Below are 20,241 nucleotides of genomic sequence, written 5' to 3'. Positions count from 1 at the left end.
TTAATGAACAAGTACCGGGTTATCAACTATAGGCAACTTGGCAAACTTGATCACTTCGATACTTGGCACGCCATAATCTGTAAGTACCCTGCCATAAACGAGGTAGCATCCCCTACCCCTAAAAGGATAAACAGGGGCACTATTAGGAAAATGGATCGTATCGAAAAAATCTCCATTGCTATCCATAAAAGTACCAAACCACATTTTGGCATTTTTGCTGGTACGCACACTTTTTTCACAAACATAATTCCCTAACATTTTTACCATTTTACCATTATATTTAACCAGGTCTTCAGCCTTAACATCGCCCCTATACTTGGTTTTTAATAGATCGAACATCGTTATGGTTAAAGGATAGCCCAGCAATTCCAATTCCTGATAGGCATCTTCGATCAAGCTATTGTCTAAACTTGGCAAACGGTATGTTTTCGAAGGGGTTTGAAACAGCTCTTTAGCTGGTTTTGGCCTGCTTGTATGCCCTAAATAATGGTGCGCTTCCCAAAGGAGTTCCTTTTTGCTTTTTTGGGTAAACCTTAAAGCGCCGACACGGATAAGAATAATGGCCTGCTCTAAGGTGAGACCATTGCGTTTAATGATATCTTCCAAATTCAAATAGGCTCCATTTACCTTCCTTTCTTTTGGAACAAGTTCGATCAGCCTGTTTTCCAATCCTTGTATACCAATCAGCCCTAGATACACTTCATTTCCTTTTATATTCACCACTTCGTCGCTATGATTTACACAAGGCAGGTGAACTTGTGCCCCAGTTTGCTGTAAGGCATTTACATAAACCCATCGCTGATAAAAACCTCCGTAATTATTCAATACGGCCACCATAAATTCCATGGGGTAATTAGTCTTCAGATAGAGACTTTGGTAACTTTCTACGGCAAAACTTGCGGAATGGGCCTTAGAAAAGCTAAATCCCCCGAAACTAGATACTTGTCGCCATACTTCTTTGGTAGTGTCTTCATTTCTTTTCAATGCCTTTGCACTGGTAAAAAAACGTTTTGACAATCTTTCAAAATCACTATCCTTCGTCCTATATTTTCCACTCATGCCTCGTCTAAGTATATCTGCATCGGCCAAATCTAAACCTGCATAATGACAACAGACCTTAATCACATCTTCTTGATAAACCATAATGCCAAAAGTATCGGGCAACTGTTCTTTCATCACTTCGGATAGATATTTCACTTTTTCAGGATGATGATAGCTTTCAATGTACATCTTCATCATTCCCGAGCTGGCTACCCCAGGCCTGATAATAGAGCTAGCAGCCACCAAAGTTTGGTAATTATCACATTGTAGTTTCTTTAGCAATTGTCTCATAGCGGGCGATTCGATATAAAAACAACCTATTGGCGTACCTGCTTTAAGTTGGGCATTCAGATCTGGATCATCCTTAAACCTTTTAAAATCATGAATATCAACCTGCCGACCTTTATTCTTCAACACCAATTGTACCGCCTCTCTAATATGCCCTATCCCCCTTTGGCTCAGAATATCGTATTTGTCCAGTCCTATAGCTTCTGCCTCATACATATCCCATTGTACGGTTGGCATGCCCTTAGGCGGCAAATCGAGTGCGGTGTAATAGGTCAAGGGCTCCTCGCTGATCAATATGCCTCCTGCATGGATAGATCGCTGGTTAGGCATATCCCTTTCTTCCATATAATTACAAATGGCCATGATTTTTTTAAAATTCGGGTTAAGGGCATTGACTTGTGACTTAGTTGGATCTGTAAAGTCGTCTATTTCAGATTTTGGCAGTCCCATTACCTTACCTATCTCCCTAATGATGGCCTTGTCCTTGAAGCTGCTCATGGTACCAAGCAATGCCGTATAAGGATATTTGTTAAAGATATATTTTTGGATTTCCGGTCTTTCGTCCCAGCTAAAGTCAATATCAAAATCAGGAGGTGAACTGCGTTTATGATTCAGAAATCGTTCAAAGTAAAGATTTAACTGAATAGGGTCAACATCAGTAATTTTCAAGCAATAAGCTACTACACTGTTTGCTCCAGATCCCCTGCCTACATGGTAAAACCCTTTTTCCTCCATCGCATACCTAATGATATCCCAGGTGATGAGAAAGTAAGCACAAAAATTCATTTCCTCAATCACCCTCAGTTCTTCCTTGATTCTTTTTAATGCTTCTGTATGACCTAAACCATAACGATAAGCCAAGCCCTCCATGGCCAATTTGGTAAGCAATGCCAAATCTCCCTCTATACTGTCTGTAAATGTTTTCTTATTCTTATGTCCAAAAGTATAAGCTTCTGTTGTACAGCTATCCAGCAATGATTGTGTATTGTCCATGATAAAGTCATAGGGTTCATAACTTCTTCTTAACTCATTTTCCGTTATAAACTGTTCATTATCCAGACATATGTCATTGTTAGTCAATTTACTCAGCACCGTACCTAATCCAACTCCCCTTAGGTATTGATGAAGTCTGTACTCTATTTCATCTTTAAAGGTTACCGGATGTAAGGCAATCAATTTTTCTTTTATGCCTTCCAAAGATTTTCCTGCAATACCATTTAACTGGTTTGAACGAATGCCCAGATATTCGTAAGCTTTCAATTGCCTTCCAAACTGAAAAGGAAAAACAATGAAAACATTTGAAAAGGCAAAAGGCTCATCTGGCAAGGGGAGTCCTTTAAGATGATGATAACTCAGAAAGTCATTCAATTCCTTCATTCCCTCCCTATTTTTAGCAATGCCTATGTAAAGAAGTTTTTCCGCTCGCCTAAATTCGATACCAATGATCGGTTTAATGGGATAGGCCACTTTTGTAATTGCACCATTTTCATCTACCTCATCTATCCCTTCTTTACGGCAAAGGCGAATAAACTCCATACAGCCCGAAGAATTATTAATATCTGTTAACACCAATTGGTGGATGCTGTTTCTTCTGGCCTCTTCGATAATGGACCTTATTTTCATTGTACCATAGCGTAGGCTATATTCCGAATGTACATTGATAAACATCTTCTGTTCTTACTTTTTAACAACCAAACTTCCCAATTGCACCGCATTAATACCATATTTATCACGTACCTGGTCCATACGTTGATATAGTTTATATATTTTTTCTGATGCTCCATAAAGGTTTATCTGTTCATGGCCACTCACCAGGTGAGAAAGCTTTACGCCTACCAACCTTAACAACATTCTTTTCTCATATACCTTATCGAAAAGCTCCTTAGATTTTGCAATCAAGGGCATATCCAGCGAAGTATAAGGAATTTTAGCCTGTAGACTCACCGTTTCGAAATTCGCATAACGGATGGTTACCGTAATGCAAGCTGTTAATTTTTGCTTATGTCTTAATTCAAAAGCTAGCTTGGTAATCATGTCTGTAAGGATAAGTTTGATGGCAGACACATCCATGCTATCCATTTCAAACGTGGTTTGTTTACCTATAGATTTTTGCTCCCGATAGGGTACTACCAAGGAATGATCTACACCATTGGCCTTTTCCCAAATACCCAGACCATTCTTACCCAATACTTTATAGATAAGTTCCTGAGGAATTTGGGTTAATGTATGTATTTTCCTAACTCCCATTTTACTGAGTTTGATAAAGGTAGAATCACCTAGGCCAGGAATTTTTTTAATGGATAAGGGGTTTAAAAACGGCTGGACTTCATATTTGGCCACTTGTCTCTCGCCATTGGGTTTACATTCATTGGTGACCATTTTAGACACCGTTTTGTTAACAGACAAGCCAAATGAGATGGGTAAGCCTATTTCGTGGATGACTGATTGACGAAGTTCGTGGGCAAACTTCATACAACCGAAAAAACGATCCATGCCCGTCATGTCAATATAATGCTCATCGATGCTGGCTTTTTCCAGCAACGGTACTTTTTGCTGTAGAAGTTCGGTAACCTGGTGTGAATGTTCTGTATATTCATCCATGCTTCCTTTTATAAAAACAGCATGTGGACAAAGTTGACGTGCCAAACGGCTAGGCATAGCCGAATGCACTCCATATTTTCTAGCTTCATAGCTACAAGAGGCCACTACGCCCCGATCAGATATTCCCCCAATAATAACGGGCTTACCTAATAGGCTACTATTTTTTTTGATCTCTACCGATACAAAAAAAGCGTCTTGATCCATATGGATGATCTGTTTATCTGCTATATGGCTAATCATAAAGCAAATATAATGCTAAATATTTTAGCAAATTAATTTTAACTAAAATATTTAGCATAAAAGATGTTTTCAAAGAAGCAATAGCACCTATGAAAACCATGAGGTTATTTTACAGATCGGGGACCTCAGGTAATTTCACTACTTTTCAGGTTTATCTTATATTAAAACTTACTCCTGCATTCATATTGAACCCCATAGTGCGATAACCAATAATTTCTGTATATTTTTCATTGGTTATATTTTTTAAATCTGCAAAAACCTTAAGGTGTTTTTTGGCCAAGGCATATTCCGCATAAAAATCGAGCAATTTATAACTGGCTAAAACCCTATCCACATTGGGAGCAGGCCATACGCCATATTCTGTATCTGTGCGCTTACCTGTAAACTTATAGTTGGCACTAACATATAGGTTTTCTGTAGCCTTGAAGCCCGCATTTATACCATAGATATGTTTAGGCCTACGTAACAAGATACTAGAAACGACCGTTCCAGAAGTTTGTTTTCCCTCTACATAGGTGTAGTATCCACCTAAGTCTAGTTTTCCAAGAAGTAAACGAGGTTCTACCTCAAATCCTTTATCCTTTTGCTCATCTTGGTTGATATAACCATTAGCGCCATAGAATATGGCATCAGTTATATCCCTTTTAAACGCCACGGCCCTCAACTTTATCTTTTCAGTTAGAAAATTAAGGTCTAAACCAGCCTCATAACCGTTTGACTTTTCAGGTTTTAGATTGATATTAGCACCCCATGGCCCAAATAACATATCGAGGGTAGGTGCCCTAAATGCCGATGAAGCTGTACCAAATAATTTCACCTGTTTGGTCAAAACCAAACTTGGGGTAATGGTATAGGTATAATTCTCTCCATATTTATTATGCTTGTTATACCTACCTCCAACTTCAAGATTAAATATACTAAGGTCGTGTAAAAAGATGGAACCATAAGTACTGAACAAGTTGGTAGATGGTCTGCTCACTCCCGTTGCTTCATAATAACTTACCGCGGTAGCCCTATTGTCTACACCCAACAATAAATTGACTTTATTACCCAAGTTTTGGTCATAAAAGAAATCTATGAGGTTCATTCTTCCTTCCAATTGTCTTGGATAGGCATCTTTATAGTCCCTCGAAGTGCTTTGATAGCTATAGTTTAAGGTAAATTTTCCCTTATCCAGTTGATAGACTGCATTTAGCCCTCCATTAAAATTTTTGGTAAACGAAGTGTTGGCTGCATCTAAAAATGGTCCATCATCATAATCAAAGGTGGCATGAACATACCTTAAAAAAGGATTAACGACCAAATGTTTATCCAACTGCAAAGAGAAATTGGCATTTACCGCATCTTGTTTCATACCATCTCTATCGTAGATTTGGGTATTGCCTTCCGGAGCTTCAGATTCAGAAATTCCATTAGTTTTAAGGTGCGTATAGTTGATGTTATAAGTAAAAGCATTTACCTTACTGCTCAATCCCAAGGTACCCTTATAAGTATCATAAGATCCTGCACTGGCTACGCCATAAACATTATTGCCCGTTTTGGCCTTTTTCTTGGTGATGATATTGATGACCCCAGCAACTGCATCGGAGCCATATAAGGTAGATTGTCCGCCCTTTAAAATCTCTATACGTTCGATTTGGTCTACAGACAGCAACCTAAGGTCAAATGAAGCGCCAGTGGCTGATGGATCGGCTGCTAACACTCCATCAATTAATACGACGGCGTAGGCACTTGCCGCACCTCTAAAAAACACACTCTTGTCCTTGCCCAAATTACTACCCGTACTCAATACTTGAATACCCGCTTGCTGGTTTAACAGATCGGCAACCGTACGACCGCTACTACGTTGCAATTGCGTGCTGTCAATAATGGTGACCACTTTACCTGTTTGTGATTGTTTCTGATTGTTTTTTGTGGTAGAAATAACCACTTCATCTAATGATTTTGCGTCCTGTGCGGCAGCTTGCTTACCCAAAAGGGCTAATTGAACCAGTCCTAGACCAGCTACAATTAATTTGGTTCTGTTTTTCACTTGTTGTGGGTTAAACACACAGCAATAGAATGAAAAGGAAATGAGTATACAGTAGTAAGGCCCATCCCTAGCTTCAGTCCACGAAAGCTATGAATATAATTCTTGGGCAGGTCTTCTGACTTACTCCAGGTTTTTCCGCCTTCCCATCCTAATTGATCAGAACAGTGGCTTGGATGAAAAAACCTTTGATAGAGCTTACAGCTGCGGGACAGTTACAGAATTTCACTGTATTCCCTTTTAATTTCACCGGGTTAGGGCGAAAACCCAAAAGTGCGGCAAAGGTATGTCTTTATCAGCGATAAAGGAAAAATTATTGTTCTTCTAGTAATTGTTGCTTATAGTCGGCCAGCAAAGCACTCTCCTTTTCTGGCAATATCGGATAATTAAGTTTTAAGCTCTCCAATTTTTCGGCAATAACCTGACTAACGGCCAACCGGGTATACCACTTATCATCGGCAGGTATCACATACCAAGGGGCATTTGCAGTCGATGTTTCTTGGATGGCTTTTTCGTAAGCTTTCATATAGTCTTTCCACAAAGCTCTTTCTTTAATGTCGCCCGATGAGAATTTCCAATTTTTGGTAGGATCGTCTATACGTTCCAAAAACCGTTTTTTTTGTTGATCTTTAGATACATTTAGAAAAAACTTAAGAATAGTCATCCCATTATCTGTCAGGTGTTTTTCAAAGTTCCTAATGCTTTCATAGCGTTTCTCCCAAAATTTTTCATCGATTTTAGAAACCTCATCATAACCTGGAATACTTTCGTTCATGATATACTCGGGATGTACCTTACAAACTAGCACATTTTCATAATGTGAACGGTTATGGATACCTATTCTTCCCCGCTCTGGCAGCGCCTTGTAATGCCGCCATAAAAAATCATGCTCATATTCTTTTGCACTGGGGGTCTTAAAACTATATACCTGACATCCCTGTGGGTTTATGCCCGACATCACATGGGCTATTGTCCCATCTTTTCCGGCCGCATCCATAGCCTGAAATATAATCAATAAGGAATGGCTATTCGAAGCATATAGCACCTGCTGGTATTTGCCAAGATCTTTCTTCACCCGATCCAGTTCATCTTTTCCAGTCTCTTTGTCCAGATGTCCTTTATAACCTGTATCAAAGTCTTTAAGCTTTATTTTTTTACCTGAGCTGACCAAGTATTTATCTGTATTTGTTTTCATTACGCAGAATAATAAGTTAATATTTAGTGCTGTTAGTATATTTTTAAATATAGAACTAAAATTAAGTAAATTAAATACGTTAATTTGTATCGTTTGTTTTAACACAATTTAACAAATAATATTTTACGTTTTTTTTCATCTTTATACCATGTTTAAAGAAATCAAAAATAAATATCTTCGATATTTTAGCATCTTCATATACTTCGTCATTATCTTCTTCTGCGCTCTACAAATCAATTTCTTATGGCTATTTGGCTACTCTCCTTCCTATACCGACATTAAAAAGCCCTCACAGAGGATCGGTTCCGAGCTGTATACAGCCGACGGCAAATTGATTGGTCGTTATTTCAAGGAAAACCGTACACCGGTCAACTTTAATGAAATATCAAAAAGTGTGGTAAATGCATTGATTGCTACCGAAGATGTAAGATTTTATAAACATATGGGCATAGACGTGCAGGCCTTGGGCCGAGCCGTAGTAGGCCTAGGGAAAGAAGGTGGCGCCAGTACCATTACCCAACAATTGGCAAAGAACCTCTATCGGACGCGCTACAATAAATCTTCTGGATTAACCAAGAACATCCCTTTGGTAAGAACGCTAGTCTCCAAGCTTAAGGAATGGATGACTGCCATGAAACTCGAATCAAACTACAGTAAAGACGATATTATTACCATGTACCTGAACACGGTGTCATTTGGTAATAACACCTATGGCATCAAGACAGCGTCCCGTATCTATTTCAACAAAGAGGCGAGCCAATTAAACGTGCCCCAATCTGCCTTATTGGTAGGCATGCTAAAAGCAACCACTTCTTATAACCCTATAAAAAACCCCGAAAAATCTTTAGAACGTAGAAATGTGGTCTTATCGCAGATGAATAAATACAATTATTTATCTAAAGAGGAACTAACCACTTATAAAAATGCACCCATAGGTATAGAACAAGGAAATGATGAGGAAAGCAGTGAAAATGATTCGTACCTGAGAGCAGCAGTTGACAAATACCTTGAAAAATGGTGTGAAGACAACAATTACAACCTATATGAAGATGGTTTGAAAATTTACACTACTATAGATTCCAAATTACAGAAATATGCCGAAGAAGCTGTAAAAGATCAGATGAGGATTTTGCAGCGAAGGTTCTATAGTGTATGGGGCAATGAAGATCCATGGGAAGATAGCGAACGTAAAAAGGTAGATTATCCGGAGAGGGCGAAAAAAAACCTCCCTATCTATGCGCTTTTACAAAAGAAATTTCCAAATCAACCAGATTCGATAGATGCCTATTTCAACAAAAAGAAGAAGATGAAGATTTTTTCTTACAAGGGAGATAGAGACACGTTATTTTCGACGATGGATTCTATCCGTTATTACGGAAAAATATTGAATACAGGCATGATGACCCTAGAGCCTAAAAGCGGAAAGATAAAAGTTTGGGTTGGCGGCATTGACCATAAGTTCTTCAAATACGACCATGTTAACCAGGCAAAAAGACAAGCTGGCTCTACTTTCAAGCCATTTGCTTATTTGGCCGCCCTAGAGAGTGGTATGAGTCCTTGTGATAAGTTTACCGATAAACCTGTTAGAATTTCCTATCAGGATAAAGGCCAAACCAAATATTGGGAACCTAAAAATGCAGACTGGAGTGTAAGCTATCAGGAAATGTCGTTGCGTTGGGCCATGGCCAAATCGGTAAATACGATAACGGCGCAAGTTACCGAAAAGGTTGGCTGGGATAATGTAGTAAAATGGGCGCATGAATGTGGCATAGACAGTCATTTGGAATCTGTACCTTCTGTTAGCCTTGGTCCCAATGACGTTTCCGTTTATGAAATGGTCAAAGCCTATGGCACTTTTTTAAATGAAGGAAATAAGACCGAACCTATTTTAGTGGAAAAAATAAAAGATCAGAACGACAATCTGATCGAAGAATTTACAGCCAAAACAAAACGTGCGCTAAGTGAAGAAATAGCATGGTTAATGCTTTATATGTTTAGAGGAGGGATGGAAGAACCTGGTGGTACTTCACAGGCTTTATGGTCTTGGGACTTATTCAAGAAAAACAACCAGATTGGGGGGAAAACGGGAACCTCTTCCGACTATGTTGATGCTTGGTATATGGGGATCACCAAAGATCTGGTAACCGGGATTTGGGTAGGCTGCGACGAACGTACTGCCCATTTTAAGAATGGGGAACAGGGAGAAGGTTCCAGAACTGCACTTCCTATTTTTGCCAAGTTTATGGAAAAAGTCTATAATGACCCTAATAGCGGTTACACTTATGGCCCTTTCCCTAAAGCAAAGGTAGAAATCACCAGGACCTATAATTGCCCAACACCAAGACCTCGCATAGACACGGTAGAGGCAGATACCACTTTATTGGATACCATTGATACAGATATTCCCGTTTTTGAACCTCACGAGCCCATTAAAACAGAACCAACCAAGGTCGATGAAAAAAAGGTATCGGAAACACCAGTTCAAAAACAAGAACCAGCTGCTACCGCTCCGCTAACCAGAAAAGAAGAAAGGGAATTAAAGAGAAAACAACGTAAAGAACAAAAAGAAAAGGAAAAGACAGGTGGTAATAATTAACCTTTTCTCTAATTTTAATATGCTATTGCCTTAAAATACCCATTATGAACAGTAATTTACAAAAAAAAACAACCCTAGTTCTACTCTTAGCCTTACTATCTATCACTATGGTGAAGGCTCAATATTTTGGTCAAAACAAGGTTCGTTATAAAAATGAAAAATTTAAGGTACTGGAAACGCCACATTTTGAGATTTACTATTATCTAAAAAATGACAAGATGCTCAAAAAGTTTGCCCAAGATGCCGAAACTTGGTACAAAATGCATCAGGAAGTTTTCAGGGATACTTTTTTTAAGAAAAATCCAATCATACTCTATAACAACCATCCCGATTTTCAACAAACTACGGCACTTCAGGGTGAAATTGGCGTAGGTACTGGTGGGGTTACCGAAGCTTTTAAAAACAGGGTAATTATGCCCATTATGGAACTGGGCAGCCAAACGAGGCATGTATTGGGTCACGAATTGGTACATGCTTTTCAATATCACCTCCTATTGGAAAAAGATTCCATTCCCTTGGAAAATGTGGGACAAACCCCTCTTTGGATGGTGGAAGGTATGGCAGAATATCTTTCGGTAGGCAAAAAAGATGCTTTTACTTCCATGTGGATGCGTGACGCCTTGTTAAATCGTGATATTCCTTCTTTAAAAGATTTGACCAATTCCAACAAATACTTTCCTTATCGTTATGGACAGGCCTTCTGGACCTTCATTGGCTCATTATATGGAGATACAACCATTGTGCCCCTGTTTAAGGCAACCGCAAAATTTGGATATGAAAATGGCATAAGATATACTTTCGGCTATGACGACAGAACATTATCCGGTTTATGGAAAAATGCCATAGAACAACATTACAGGCCTATGCTAAAGGCCGATAGTTCGCAAATTAAGATTTCTGGCGCAAAAATTATAGATAATAAAAATGCTGGAAATATGAATGTTGCGCCAGCCATTAGTCCAGATGGAAAATATCTTGCTTTTCTATCTGAAAAGGATCTTTTTGGAATCGATTTATTCTTGGCAGATGCAAAAACTGGCAAAATCATCAAAAAACTAAGCAGCCAAATCTCCAATTCTCATATCGACGATTTCAATTTTCTGGAATCGGCAGGAGCCTGGTCTCCAGACAGCAAACATTTTGCTTTTAGTATTTTCAGTAAAGGTAGAAACCAGCTGTTGGTTATAGACATTTCAAACGGAGCCACCGTTTTACGTACCCATATGGGCAAAGTAGAGCAATTTGGTAATTTAACATGGTCACCTAATGGAAAGGATATTGCTTTTTCAGGTATGGTAGAAGGTCAAAGCGACATTTTCTCTTATAATTTCGACACCAAAGAAGTTACCCAGCTTACAAACGACGAATATTCCGATTATGCACCCAGCTACTCTCCGGATGGCAAAAAATTGGTTTTCTCTTCAGACAGGGCAGCTGTAGAGGCTGGAAATTTTAATGCAGTGAATCCGATCAATCTTACCATATACGACCTTGAGACCAAAGCACTGAGCAATGTCCCTGTTTTTCCGGGTGCCAACAATTTGAATGCCCAATTTTCGGGAGACAGCAAGCGTATTTTCTTTTTATCCAATAGAGATGGGTTCAGAAACTTATACGAATATTCATTGGAGAGCAAAAATGTAAAACAGCTGACAGATTACTTTACCGGCATTAGCGGAATAACAGAATTTTCTCCCGCCATTACTGTCTCCAGGAATGATGATGTTATATATAGCTACTACCGTTATCAGCGTTACACCTTATACAACTCCGCATATAGCAATTTCAAGGCAAAAACTGTTGATGCCAATGAGGTTAATTTTGATGCGGCTATTTTACCTCCAAAAGAAAATATTGGGGTAAACGTAGTGAACTCCAATCTGCGCAATTTTGGAAGATTTGAGCACACTCCAATAGATTCATTGAAAAATATCCCTTATAGACCTAAATTCAGATTAGACTATTTGGCCAATAGTGGCGGAATTGGCGTAAGTACCAGTCGCTTTGGTACTGGTATGCAGGGCGGCGTAATGGGCATGTTCAGTGATATTTTAGGGCAAAACCAAATTGTAGCTAACTTGGCCATTAATGGAGAAATACAAGATTTTGGCGGTATGGTAGGTTACGTTAACCAATCAAGCCGTATCAATTGGGGTGTTGGTATTTCACATATTCCATACCTTACGGGATTTCTTACTAGAGATGTTATTCAAGAAAATAGTCAAAATATATACGTAGAGCGTACAAATATCTTACGCACGTTCGAGGATCAGCTACAATTATTTGGTGCATATCCATTTAACAAAGTTCATCGTTTCGAGATGGGGGGGGCAATATCTAGGTATAGCTATAGATTAGATCGATTCAATAATTATTATCGCGATGGCGGTGGATTTTTAGTCTACGAAGGCTCAGATAGAGAAAAAGTAGATGTAAGCGAGGCCACAAATACCCTTGGCACTCCGTTAAAAAGCTTCAACATTATACAAACTAATGCCTACTTTGTTGGAGATAATTCAATATTTGGGGTAGCGGCGCCCTTAGATGGCTTTAGGTATCGAGTTGGTGCTGAAAAATATTTTGGCGATTATAATTTTACGGCAGTAAGTATCGATTTAAGGAAATACTTCAGAATTAAACCAGTTACGGTAGCATTACGTGCATATAATTACATGCGTATCGGAAGAGACGGAGAAAATCTTTATCCATTATATGCAGGTTATAACTACCTAATTAGAGGTTATGAGCCTAATTCGTTTTACAATAATCAAAATTTCAGCAACGGCACTTTTGATATCAATCAGCTTTCTGGAAGTAAATTAGCTGTATTCAATTTCGAATTACGCCTACCTTTTACCGGTCCTAAAAAATTGGCCCAAATACCATCCAATTTCTTATTTACAGATTTGAACCTTTTCTTTGATGCGGGTGTTGCTTGGACCGAAGATACTGAGGTTAAATTCAAAAGCCAGCCTTCTGCCACTAGGATAGGATTTTATCCTAATGGACAACAATACTTGATAGAACGTGTACCCGCATTAAGTGTTGGTATCTCTGTAAGAGTAAATTTATTTGGTGCAATGGTTTTAGAGCCTTATTATGCCTTCCCTTTTACACGTAAAGATGTTAACGGCGGAGTGTTTGGTTTGACTTTTGCTCCAGGCTGGTAATCCTATTCCTGCTGTAGACCATCATAAGTCATAAAATTCTCCAACAGTTATTGCTTATGGCAATAACTGTTTTTTTATACAGCAAAAGGCAAAACGGCTTGATTGGTCAATTGCTGATGAATGAACATATTTTCAAAATCCAGTCCAATGGTCAAATCAATCCAATCTGGATTACAGGAGCGAACCATCCTTTCTTTTTGAGCCCTTGTAAAACGGCTAACTATTTTAAAACGATGAAGCGCCTGTGCTTCTGTCCTAAACTCTTCAAAGTAGACCAAACGTGTAAGTTGCTGTGCGCTATCAAAAAATAAATTAGGCATCTTTTTATAGAAATCTAATGTTTTAATTAGATCGGCACTCATACCTACATGAAGTGTAGTACGATTTCTGTCGGTAACGATATAAACAAATTTTTTCATGGCACTTACAACTAAGGTTAAAAACTAATTATATTAGATATTATTTGGCAGTTCAAATTATATTTACTAATTTTATTGGCACAATAATACTAACAATTTTAGTAAAAACAAATTTATTTTAAAATATTTTTTTATGTCTAACATCTCATCCAATCTAAAGTACCTTAGAAAGAAAAAAGGTCAAACACAGCAACAATTCGCTGATAACATGAAAATTAAGCGATCTTTAATTGGGGCATATGAAGAAGACAGGGCTGAACCAAAATATGATTTACTAAAAAAAATAGCAGAATACTTTGAATTGACCATTGATGAATTTATTAATGAAAAAATCAATGACAACTGGAAACCAAAACCTAAAAGTCAGGGTTCCAACCTAAGGGTATTAAGTATATCTGTGGATAAAGACGACAACGAAAATATAGAACTTGTACCGGTTAAAGCCAGTGCCGGTTACCTTAATGGTTTCTCCGACCCTCAATACATACAAGACCTACCTAAATTCCAGTTACCTATCCCCTCCCTAAAACAAGGTACATATAGGGCTTTTGAAATCAAGGGAGATTCTATGCTGCCTATAACCTCTGGAAGCATCATCATTGGCGAATACTTAGACAACTGGAACGATGTTAAAATTGGAGAAACCTATGTAATTATCAGTAAAAATGAAGGGGTAGTTTATAAGCGCGCAGGTAACAAATTTAGAGAAGACAGGGAATTGAAGCTTATCTCTGACAATAAAGTGTATGATCCTTATGCTATTCCGGCTGACGACATATTAGAAATATGGAAAGCAAAGGCTTACCTTTCCACTTCCCTACCGGAACCTACTCCAGAACCTACTATAGAAACATTGTCCAATATGATGGCACAAATGCAAAAATCAATCTCTCAGCTCAATAAAAATTAACAAATTTTAACAAGCCCAACTTTAAACCTAATCTTATTTTAGCTATCTATTCAATCAATAATCTATATAATCACATAAATAGAAATTGAGATGAAAAAGTTATTTTACAGCTTAGCTCTTGTAGTATTAGGATTTACGGCAAGCTATGCGCAACAAGCAGGAAAAATAAAGGCTACACCTGAGCAAAGGGCAGAAAGAGTGGCCTTAGCCATGCAGCAAAAATTAAGCTTAACCGACCAACAGAAGATAAAAGTTCAACAGTTAGAGCTAGACAGGATTAAGCAGCAAAACGAATGGCGCAAACAAGACCAAGGAGCCACAAATGGTAAAACCGAAGAAAGAAAGGCCGCATTTAAAGCACATAAAGAAAAACTGGATGCCATATTAACCCCAGAACAACAAAAGGTTTTTGCGGCTTCTAAAGAAGAAATGCGGGGGAAATTAAAAGAAAAAAGAGGTAAAGGACGTAAAGGTCCAAAAAGAGAAAAAGACCCTGCATCGAAAACACAAGAAAATTAAATAAAAAAAGTCCCGATAGCTGGGACTTTTTTTTATTTATAAATATATCCATCTTATTTTAGATATCCGCCATTCCTGAGCACATCCGCCCACACCTTATACCCTTCAGGAATAAGATGCAGGCCATCTTTGGTAAGTTCCGCCCTAAGCCTTTTGTTTTCATCGAGAAAGTGTGGATACAAATCTATAATGGTTACATTTTTAGCAGCCAATTTTCTGATTTCATCATTAAGGTATAGAATATGCTCATCCTTGCCATAATGATTTTTAAACTTTTCAAAGGTAGCATTCACAGGCAGTAACGTATAAAAATAAATCTGCGTTTTTTTAGAACCTTTTCTTATCCTATCTATAATTTTTTTGTAGTTGGCCAAAATCAGGCTATCTGGAATGTTTCTCGAGATATCATTAATACCTATCAATACAAATACCTTTTTTGGTTTGCCGTCAATGATGTCCTGTAGCCGCTCTAACACCCCGAAAGTAATATCCCCCGAAATACCCCTATTTTTGGCCTGCGCAAGTCCCAGCAACTGAGCCCAATCTGTACCCGCCGTAATGCTATTCCCTAAAAAAACATAATCTTTATTCGACTTTGGCTCTATGCTAAACTTCTGTACCAGTTCTTTATACTTTCCGGGACGATAAGTAGTATCCCATTTTACGGTTTGGGCATACACCCCACCAGAGGAGATAATAAAGATTATACTTAACGTTAATAATAATCTGCTAATGGTTGATTTCATTTTCTTTATTTTTAGACTGCCTAATATAAAAATCATTTAATTAATGAGCTAATGGTGCAAGGTGAGCTAAATTTTTCTTCTCTCTGTTCCATGTAAACGAAGTAAAGAAGATAGCCAACAAGCAAGATATCGAAATGGTTATAAAACAGGTATCCCAGCCATATTGATCAACTAAATGTCCAAGTGCGGCATTGGCCAATAAGTCTCCAATAAAATAACCAAACAACCCTGTTAAGCCTGCGGCTGTTCCAGCTGCTTTTTTGGGAACCAAGTCTATGGCCTGCACCCCAATTAACATTACAGGACCATAGATAAAGAAGCCGATTGCCCATAGTGCTAAATTCTGTATAAGATGACTTGAACCTGGATTAAGCCAATAGACCAACACAGCTATGAAGGTCATTGCCATATAAATGATGGTTACGGGGGCTCTTCTGCCCTTAAATAATTTATCACTGATCACACCACAAAGTATCGTACCTGGAATGGCCGCCAATTCATACCCTCCCGAAGACCAGGCAGCTTCAGATTGTGTATAATTTTTTGCTTCCTGTAAAAAAGTAGGTGCCCAATTTATAATACCATTTCTCACCAAATAAACAAAGGCATTTGCCACCGCAATAAACCATAGCAACCTATTATTTAGTACGTATTTTAGAAAGATTTCTTTGGCTGAAAATTCCTGTTCCTGTGTTTTTGCATCATAACTTTTAGGATAATCATTATTATATTCCTCTATGGGTGGTAGACCTACAGATTGTGGCGTATCTCTAACCAACAATAAGGCTACCAAAGCAAATAAAATAGCCACCATACCTGGAAAATATAACTTTCCGTGCCAATCTGCAAAAAGCTCAAATCCTAGGACAGTTAAGGGACCAACCAGAAAACCACCAAGATTATGCGCCAAATTCCAGATAGACATTGCCGTACCCCTCTCCCTAACCGAATACCAATGTGCCACTACCCTGCCACAAGGCGGCCATCCCATCCCCTGAAACCATCCATTAATAAATAGCAATACGAACATAATGGCAATGGATGAAGTAGCAAAAGGTATAAGCCCCATAAAAATCATGGTAAAGGCAGATAGCACCAAGCCTATCGACAAGAAATACCTTGCATTGCTCCTATCAGATATATTTCCCATTAAAAACTTGCTAAAACCATACGCAATAGACAGAGCAGATGCTGCCAAACCCAATTCACCCTTGCTAAATCCTAATTTTTGAAGTTCCGGAATAGCAAAGGAGAAGTTTTTTCTCACAAAATAGTAAGCAGCATAACCTAAAAATATACCTACAAAAACCTTAATCCGTTCTTTACTGTATATTGCTTTTACTTTATCAGTTGATAATAACGGGCTGTGTGCCGCTGGTGGTGGAAAAAGTCTAAATCCCATATTCAATATTTAGTTGATCATCTTTATTTCCAAAACCACACTAGTCAATGGCTCTGGATATTTTTTATTTACCTCTATACCAATATTCATCAGGTATTCCCCTGTGTATATTTTATCATTGTAGCTCAACTGTGATTTGGCATTCGGCATTAGGTTAATTTCGGTTAGTTTATATTTTTTCTGTGGATCTAAACCTTCCAATTTCACAAGGTCATAATACGTTCTATATCTCGAATTAAGATTATAGGCAAATAACACAGCATTACTCTTTGAAGAGTCGGCATACATAAGTACGGCCCTATTGCTTTGGTAAGGAGACACTAAACGGTAAAGATTACCTTGCTGTATGACAACACTCAGATTTTTATAATTACGAACTGCCTGTTGACTAAAGGCAAGTTCGTCTTTTGTAAATTCGGCAACATTTATATCATATCCCAATTTACCACTCATGGCTACATCTGTACGAAACTTTAAAGACTGTTTTCCCCAACTGGTTACATGGGCAGAAATGGTATTAGCGGGAAAGAAATAGGAATACCCCCATTGTATATATACCCTTTCCAAGCCATCAGTATTATCACTTGGCCAAAATTCGGTAAAATACTTCAAGGCTCCATAATCTACACGTCCACCGCCTCCAGAACAGAGCATAAATGGAATATGTGGATATTTGCTCCTTATTCTTTTTAAAACATCATAAAGTCCTTTTGTATAATCAATATAGAGATGGGATTGGTGTTTTAAAAAACCAGAATACTCATTGGTCATTGTTCGATTACAGTCCCATTTTATGTAGGCTATACTTGGATTTTCAGCAAATAATTTATCTACAATACTATATATGTAGTCCTGAACTTTTGGGTTGGTCAGGTCCAACACCAACTGGTTCCGCTGCAGGTGTTCCGATCTATTAGGCAATTTTAATACCCATTCTGGATGCTTTTCATAAAGCTCGCTTTTAGGGCTTACCATTTCGGGCTCCAACCAGATGCCAAACTTTACATCTTTCGCCTTTGCTGATTTCACCAAATAAGAGATACCATCGGGTAGCTTCTTTTTATCTACCATCCAATCGCCAAGACTTGTACGGTCGTTATCTCGGGGGTATTTATCACCAAACCATCCATCATCCAACAAAAACATATCTACGCCTAATTTTTTAGTCTCCTGAAACAAGTTTGTCAATTGGGCTTGGTCAAACTTCATTCCCGTAGCTTCCCAGTTGTTCAACAGGGTTAACCTCGGTTTTTGACCATCCATCACACCGAACTTCCTGGCCCAATCATGTAGATTTCTACTAGCTGTGCCCTTACCGTTATGGCTATAAGTAAAAATAAACTCGGGTGTAGTAAAACTTTCATTCGGTTTTAGGTAATACTCAGAAGCATATCCATTTATACCAAAAGCAGCATGCAGGGTATTTACTTGATCTATTTCAAAATTTAAACGAAAGTTGCCTGTATAGGCCAAAGTTCCCGCTAACAGTTCTCCCTGATTTTCAGTAGCAGGCCGACTGCCCAAAGTAATGAAAAAATGAGGATGTCGATATTTATTTGCTCTTACCCCAAGCTTACTGTCAATTACTTTCATGCCGCTGGTCAGTTCCTGTTCGTCCATTTGCATTTCTTTGGCCCAATCTCCGTGAAACTGCGTCAGCCAATATTTTTCGGCATTGAAATGAAGCATGGCAGAGGCAAAATTAGTAAGTACTACCTCTTTTTTTTCATTGTTCTTGATATCAGCCCAGGTTTTGATCAGGTCTTGATCGGGATAGCTTTGGAAATGCAAGGTCACTTCCGTTTGATAGACCTCATCTTTCAGGAAAATATCAGTTTGCAGCGAACCATCTACATGGGTTTTAACTACATCTTTAAGATACTTGAGCTCCAAAGAAGGGTTTCCATCAGCATGGACCATTCTAATTGCTGGCTCAAATTCAAAATTCATACCTGCCGCAGCATAGGCTTCCGTTCTTACATCAGGATAATTGTCGAGCTCAAGTTTAACACCCAAATAACTTTGATACAAGCGCTTATTGTTTCCAACTTTAAAAATAAGGCTCGTGTTTTTGGTGTCTATACGGATGGTTTGGGCAGAAGAACTCAAATAACCGATGGAAACCAACAGTAGAAATAGTTTTTTCATTAGTGTTTTAAAATAGGTTAGAATAATCAGAAATTATGCCGTCTACCTTTAAGGATTTCAACCGACTAATCTCTTCAGCTGTATTGGCTGTCCAAGGTACAATTTTAACACCATCTGCATGCGCCTTTTTTACCAATTCTGCATCTACCATTTTAACGTTCGGACTAAGAATAAATGGCTTATAGCCCAGGTCCGCTATATTTTCTTCGTATGTTTTTTTGTTATTTACCAAAAATGAAGTTTTAATATGCGGGTATTTTTTATGCAATAATTGAATGGTTCGCTTATCGAATGACTGGATAACCACATAATGCTCTATCCGTTTCGATTGAATCACCTCCATTAAGAGTGCCACAAAAATTTCTGGATTGGGATTGGTAATACCATCTCCCTGTTCGCTGCATTTGGTTTCTATATTATAAAAATATTGATGCTTATTCTTTGTTTTGATTTCATGCTGAACAGTATCTATCAAATCTGCCAATAAAGGGATGTAGGTCTTTATCTTTTTTTGCTCCGGAAAGTCTTTATGGAATTTTGTCCCGATATCAAAGCCCTTCAACAAATCATAGTCCATCTGAAATACATTATATTTTTTTGCATCTTTTATGGGTATTTCCTCCCCTTCTGGCGTGAGCATAAAACCTGGACTTAAATAATCATCGTGGGTAACCACTACTTTATTATCCTTAGTAATATGGGTATCCATTTCCAGGGTTGTAATAGCCGGATAGCTCATGGCATTTTTCATGGCCAGAATGGTATTTTCAGGCATCAATCCCCTACCTCCACGGTGTGCCTCAGCGCTAAAAACAGGAAAACCCACATGATCTACATTGGTATTTTTCTTTACCGTACAGGCATTCAGGGCAAGTAAAAAGATACCGATGGGATGGATAAATTTATTCATTATTATTTTTTTGGTTCTGAATGATTG

Annotated in this window: 13 protein-coding genes and 1 riboswitch; of the genes, 4 read left to right on the top strand and 9 right to left on the bottom strand. The window is 38.2% G+C overall.

Going from position 1 to position 20,241, the window contains the following annotated elements:
• From dnaE to JHD79_RS11110, 4 genes are all read right to left on the bottom strand, one after another.
• Positions 1-2,997 carry a DNA polymerase III subunit alpha gene (gene dnaE / locus JHD79_RS11125; RefSeq protein WP_199119307.1) on the bottom strand — a complete coding sequence of 999 codons (2,997 nt, stop codon included), beginning with the start codon at positions 2,995-2,997 and terminating at the stop codon, positions 1-3.
• A gap of 9 nt (positions 2,998-3,006) precedes the next feature.
• Positions 3,007-4,170, bottom strand: a complete 1,164-nt coding sequence (dinB, locus tag JHD79_RS11120) for a DNA polymerase IV (RefSeq protein WP_199119306.1) — start codon at positions 4,168-4,170, stop codon at positions 3,007-3,009.
• Positions 4,171-4,321: 151 nt separating this feature from the next.
• The gene (locus tag JHD79_RS11115; RefSeq protein ID WP_199119305.1) at positions 4,322-6,202 is read right to left on the bottom strand and encodes a TonB-dependent receptor domain-containing protein; all 1,881 of its coding nucleotides are present in this window, start codon (positions 6,200-6,202) and stop codon (positions 4,322-4,324) included.
• Between the two features lie 87 nt (positions 6,203-6,289).
• A riboswitch (cobalamin riboswitch) is annotated at positions 6,290-6,485 on the bottom strand.
• Between the two features lie 27 nt (positions 6,486-6,512).
• Positions 6,513-7,394 (bottom strand): polyphosphate kinase 2 family protein, encoded by an 882-nt coding sequence (locus tag JHD79_RS11110; RefSeq protein WP_199119304.1) that lies wholly within the window; start codon positions 7,392-7,394, stop codon positions 6,513-6,515.
• A gap of 148 nt (positions 7,395-7,542) precedes the next feature.
• Here JHD79_RS11110 and JHD79_RS11105 point away from each other — a divergent pair, with 148 nt between their 5' ends.
• Together JHD79_RS11105 and JHD79_RS11100 are read left to right on the top strand one after the other, a co-directional pair.
• Positions 7,543-9,990: a transglycosylase domain-containing protein gene (locus tag JHD79_RS11105; RefSeq protein ID WP_199119303.1), complete on the top strand. Its 2,448-nt coding sequence runs from the start codon at positions 7,543-7,545 to the stop codon at positions 9,988-9,990.
• Between the two features lie 44 nt (positions 9,991-10,034).
• On the top strand, positions 10,035-13,160 hold the full coding sequence (locus JHD79_RS11100; protein ID WP_199119302.1) for a basic secretory protein-like protein: 3,126 nt from the start codon (positions 10,035-10,037) through the stop codon (positions 13,158-13,160).
• Positions 13,161-13,234: 74 nt separating this feature from the next.
• On the opposite strand, the gene JHD79_RS11095 is transcribed toward JHD79_RS11100, so the two are convergent.
• The gene (locus JHD79_RS11095) at positions 13,235-13,579 is read right to left on the bottom strand and encodes a GIY-YIG nuclease family protein (protein WP_199119301.1); all 345 of its coding nucleotides are present in this window, start codon (positions 13,577-13,579) and stop codon (positions 13,235-13,237) included.
• A 133-nt stretch (positions 13,580-13,712) separates the two neighbouring features.
• Between JHD79_RS11095 and JHD79_RS11090 the strand changes: the two genes are divergently transcribed.
• Both JHD79_RS11090 and JHD79_RS11085 read left to right on the top strand, forming a co-directional pair.
• Positions 13,713-14,489: a LexA family transcriptional regulator gene (locus JHD79_RS11090; protein ID WP_199119300.1), complete on the top strand. Its 777-nt coding sequence runs from the start codon at positions 13,713-13,715 to the stop codon at positions 14,487-14,489.
• A gap of 90 nt (positions 14,490-14,579) precedes the next feature.
• Entirely contained in the window at positions 14,580-15,008 is a 429-nt protein-coding gene (locus tag JHD79_RS11085) for a hypothetical protein (protein ID WP_199119299.1), read from the top strand.
• A 53-nt stretch (positions 15,009-15,061) separates the two neighbouring features.
• Here JHD79_RS11085 and JHD79_RS11080 read toward each other — a convergent pair whose 3' ends face one another.
• Genes JHD79_RS11080 through JHD79_RS11065 form a run of 4 tightly spaced genes read right to left on the bottom strand, consistent with a single transcriptional unit; the run spans position 15,062 to position 20,214 of the window.
• Complete coding sequence (locus tag JHD79_RS11080; protein WP_199119298.1) at positions 15,062-15,754, bottom strand: GDSL-type esterase/lipase family protein; 693 nt, start codon at positions 15,752-15,754, stop codon at positions 15,062-15,064.
• A 40-nt stretch (positions 15,755-15,794) separates the two neighbouring features.
• On the bottom strand, positions 15,795-17,156 hold the full coding sequence (glpT, locus tag JHD79_RS11075) for a glycerol-3-phosphate transporter (RefSeq protein WP_199119297.1): 1,362 nt from the start codon (positions 17,154-17,156) through the stop codon (positions 15,795-15,797).
• Positions 17,157-17,165: 9 nt separating this feature from the next.
• The gene (locus tag JHD79_RS11070) at positions 17,166-19,304 is read right to left on the bottom strand and encodes an alpha-galactosidase (protein WP_199119296.1); all 2,139 of its coding nucleotides are present in this window, start codon (positions 19,302-19,304) and stop codon (positions 17,166-17,168) included.
• 7 nt (positions 19,305-19,311) lie between these two features.
• The gene (locus JHD79_RS11065; RefSeq protein WP_199119295.1) at positions 19,312-20,214 is read right to left on the bottom strand and encodes a glycerophosphodiester phosphodiesterase family protein; all 903 of its coding nucleotides are present in this window, start codon (positions 20,212-20,214) and stop codon (positions 19,312-19,314) included.
• Between the last annotated feature and the right edge of the window lie 27 nt (positions 20,215-20,241).

Source organism: Pedobacter sp. ASV28 (assembly GCF_016428855.1).
In the GTDB taxonomy this organism is placed as follows: domain Bacteria; phylum Bacteroidota; class Bacteroidia; order Sphingobacteriales; family Sphingobacteriaceae; genus Pedobacter.
The sequence above is the reverse complement of the archived record's forward strand: the minus strand, read 5'-3'. Positions and strand labels throughout refer to the sequence as shown.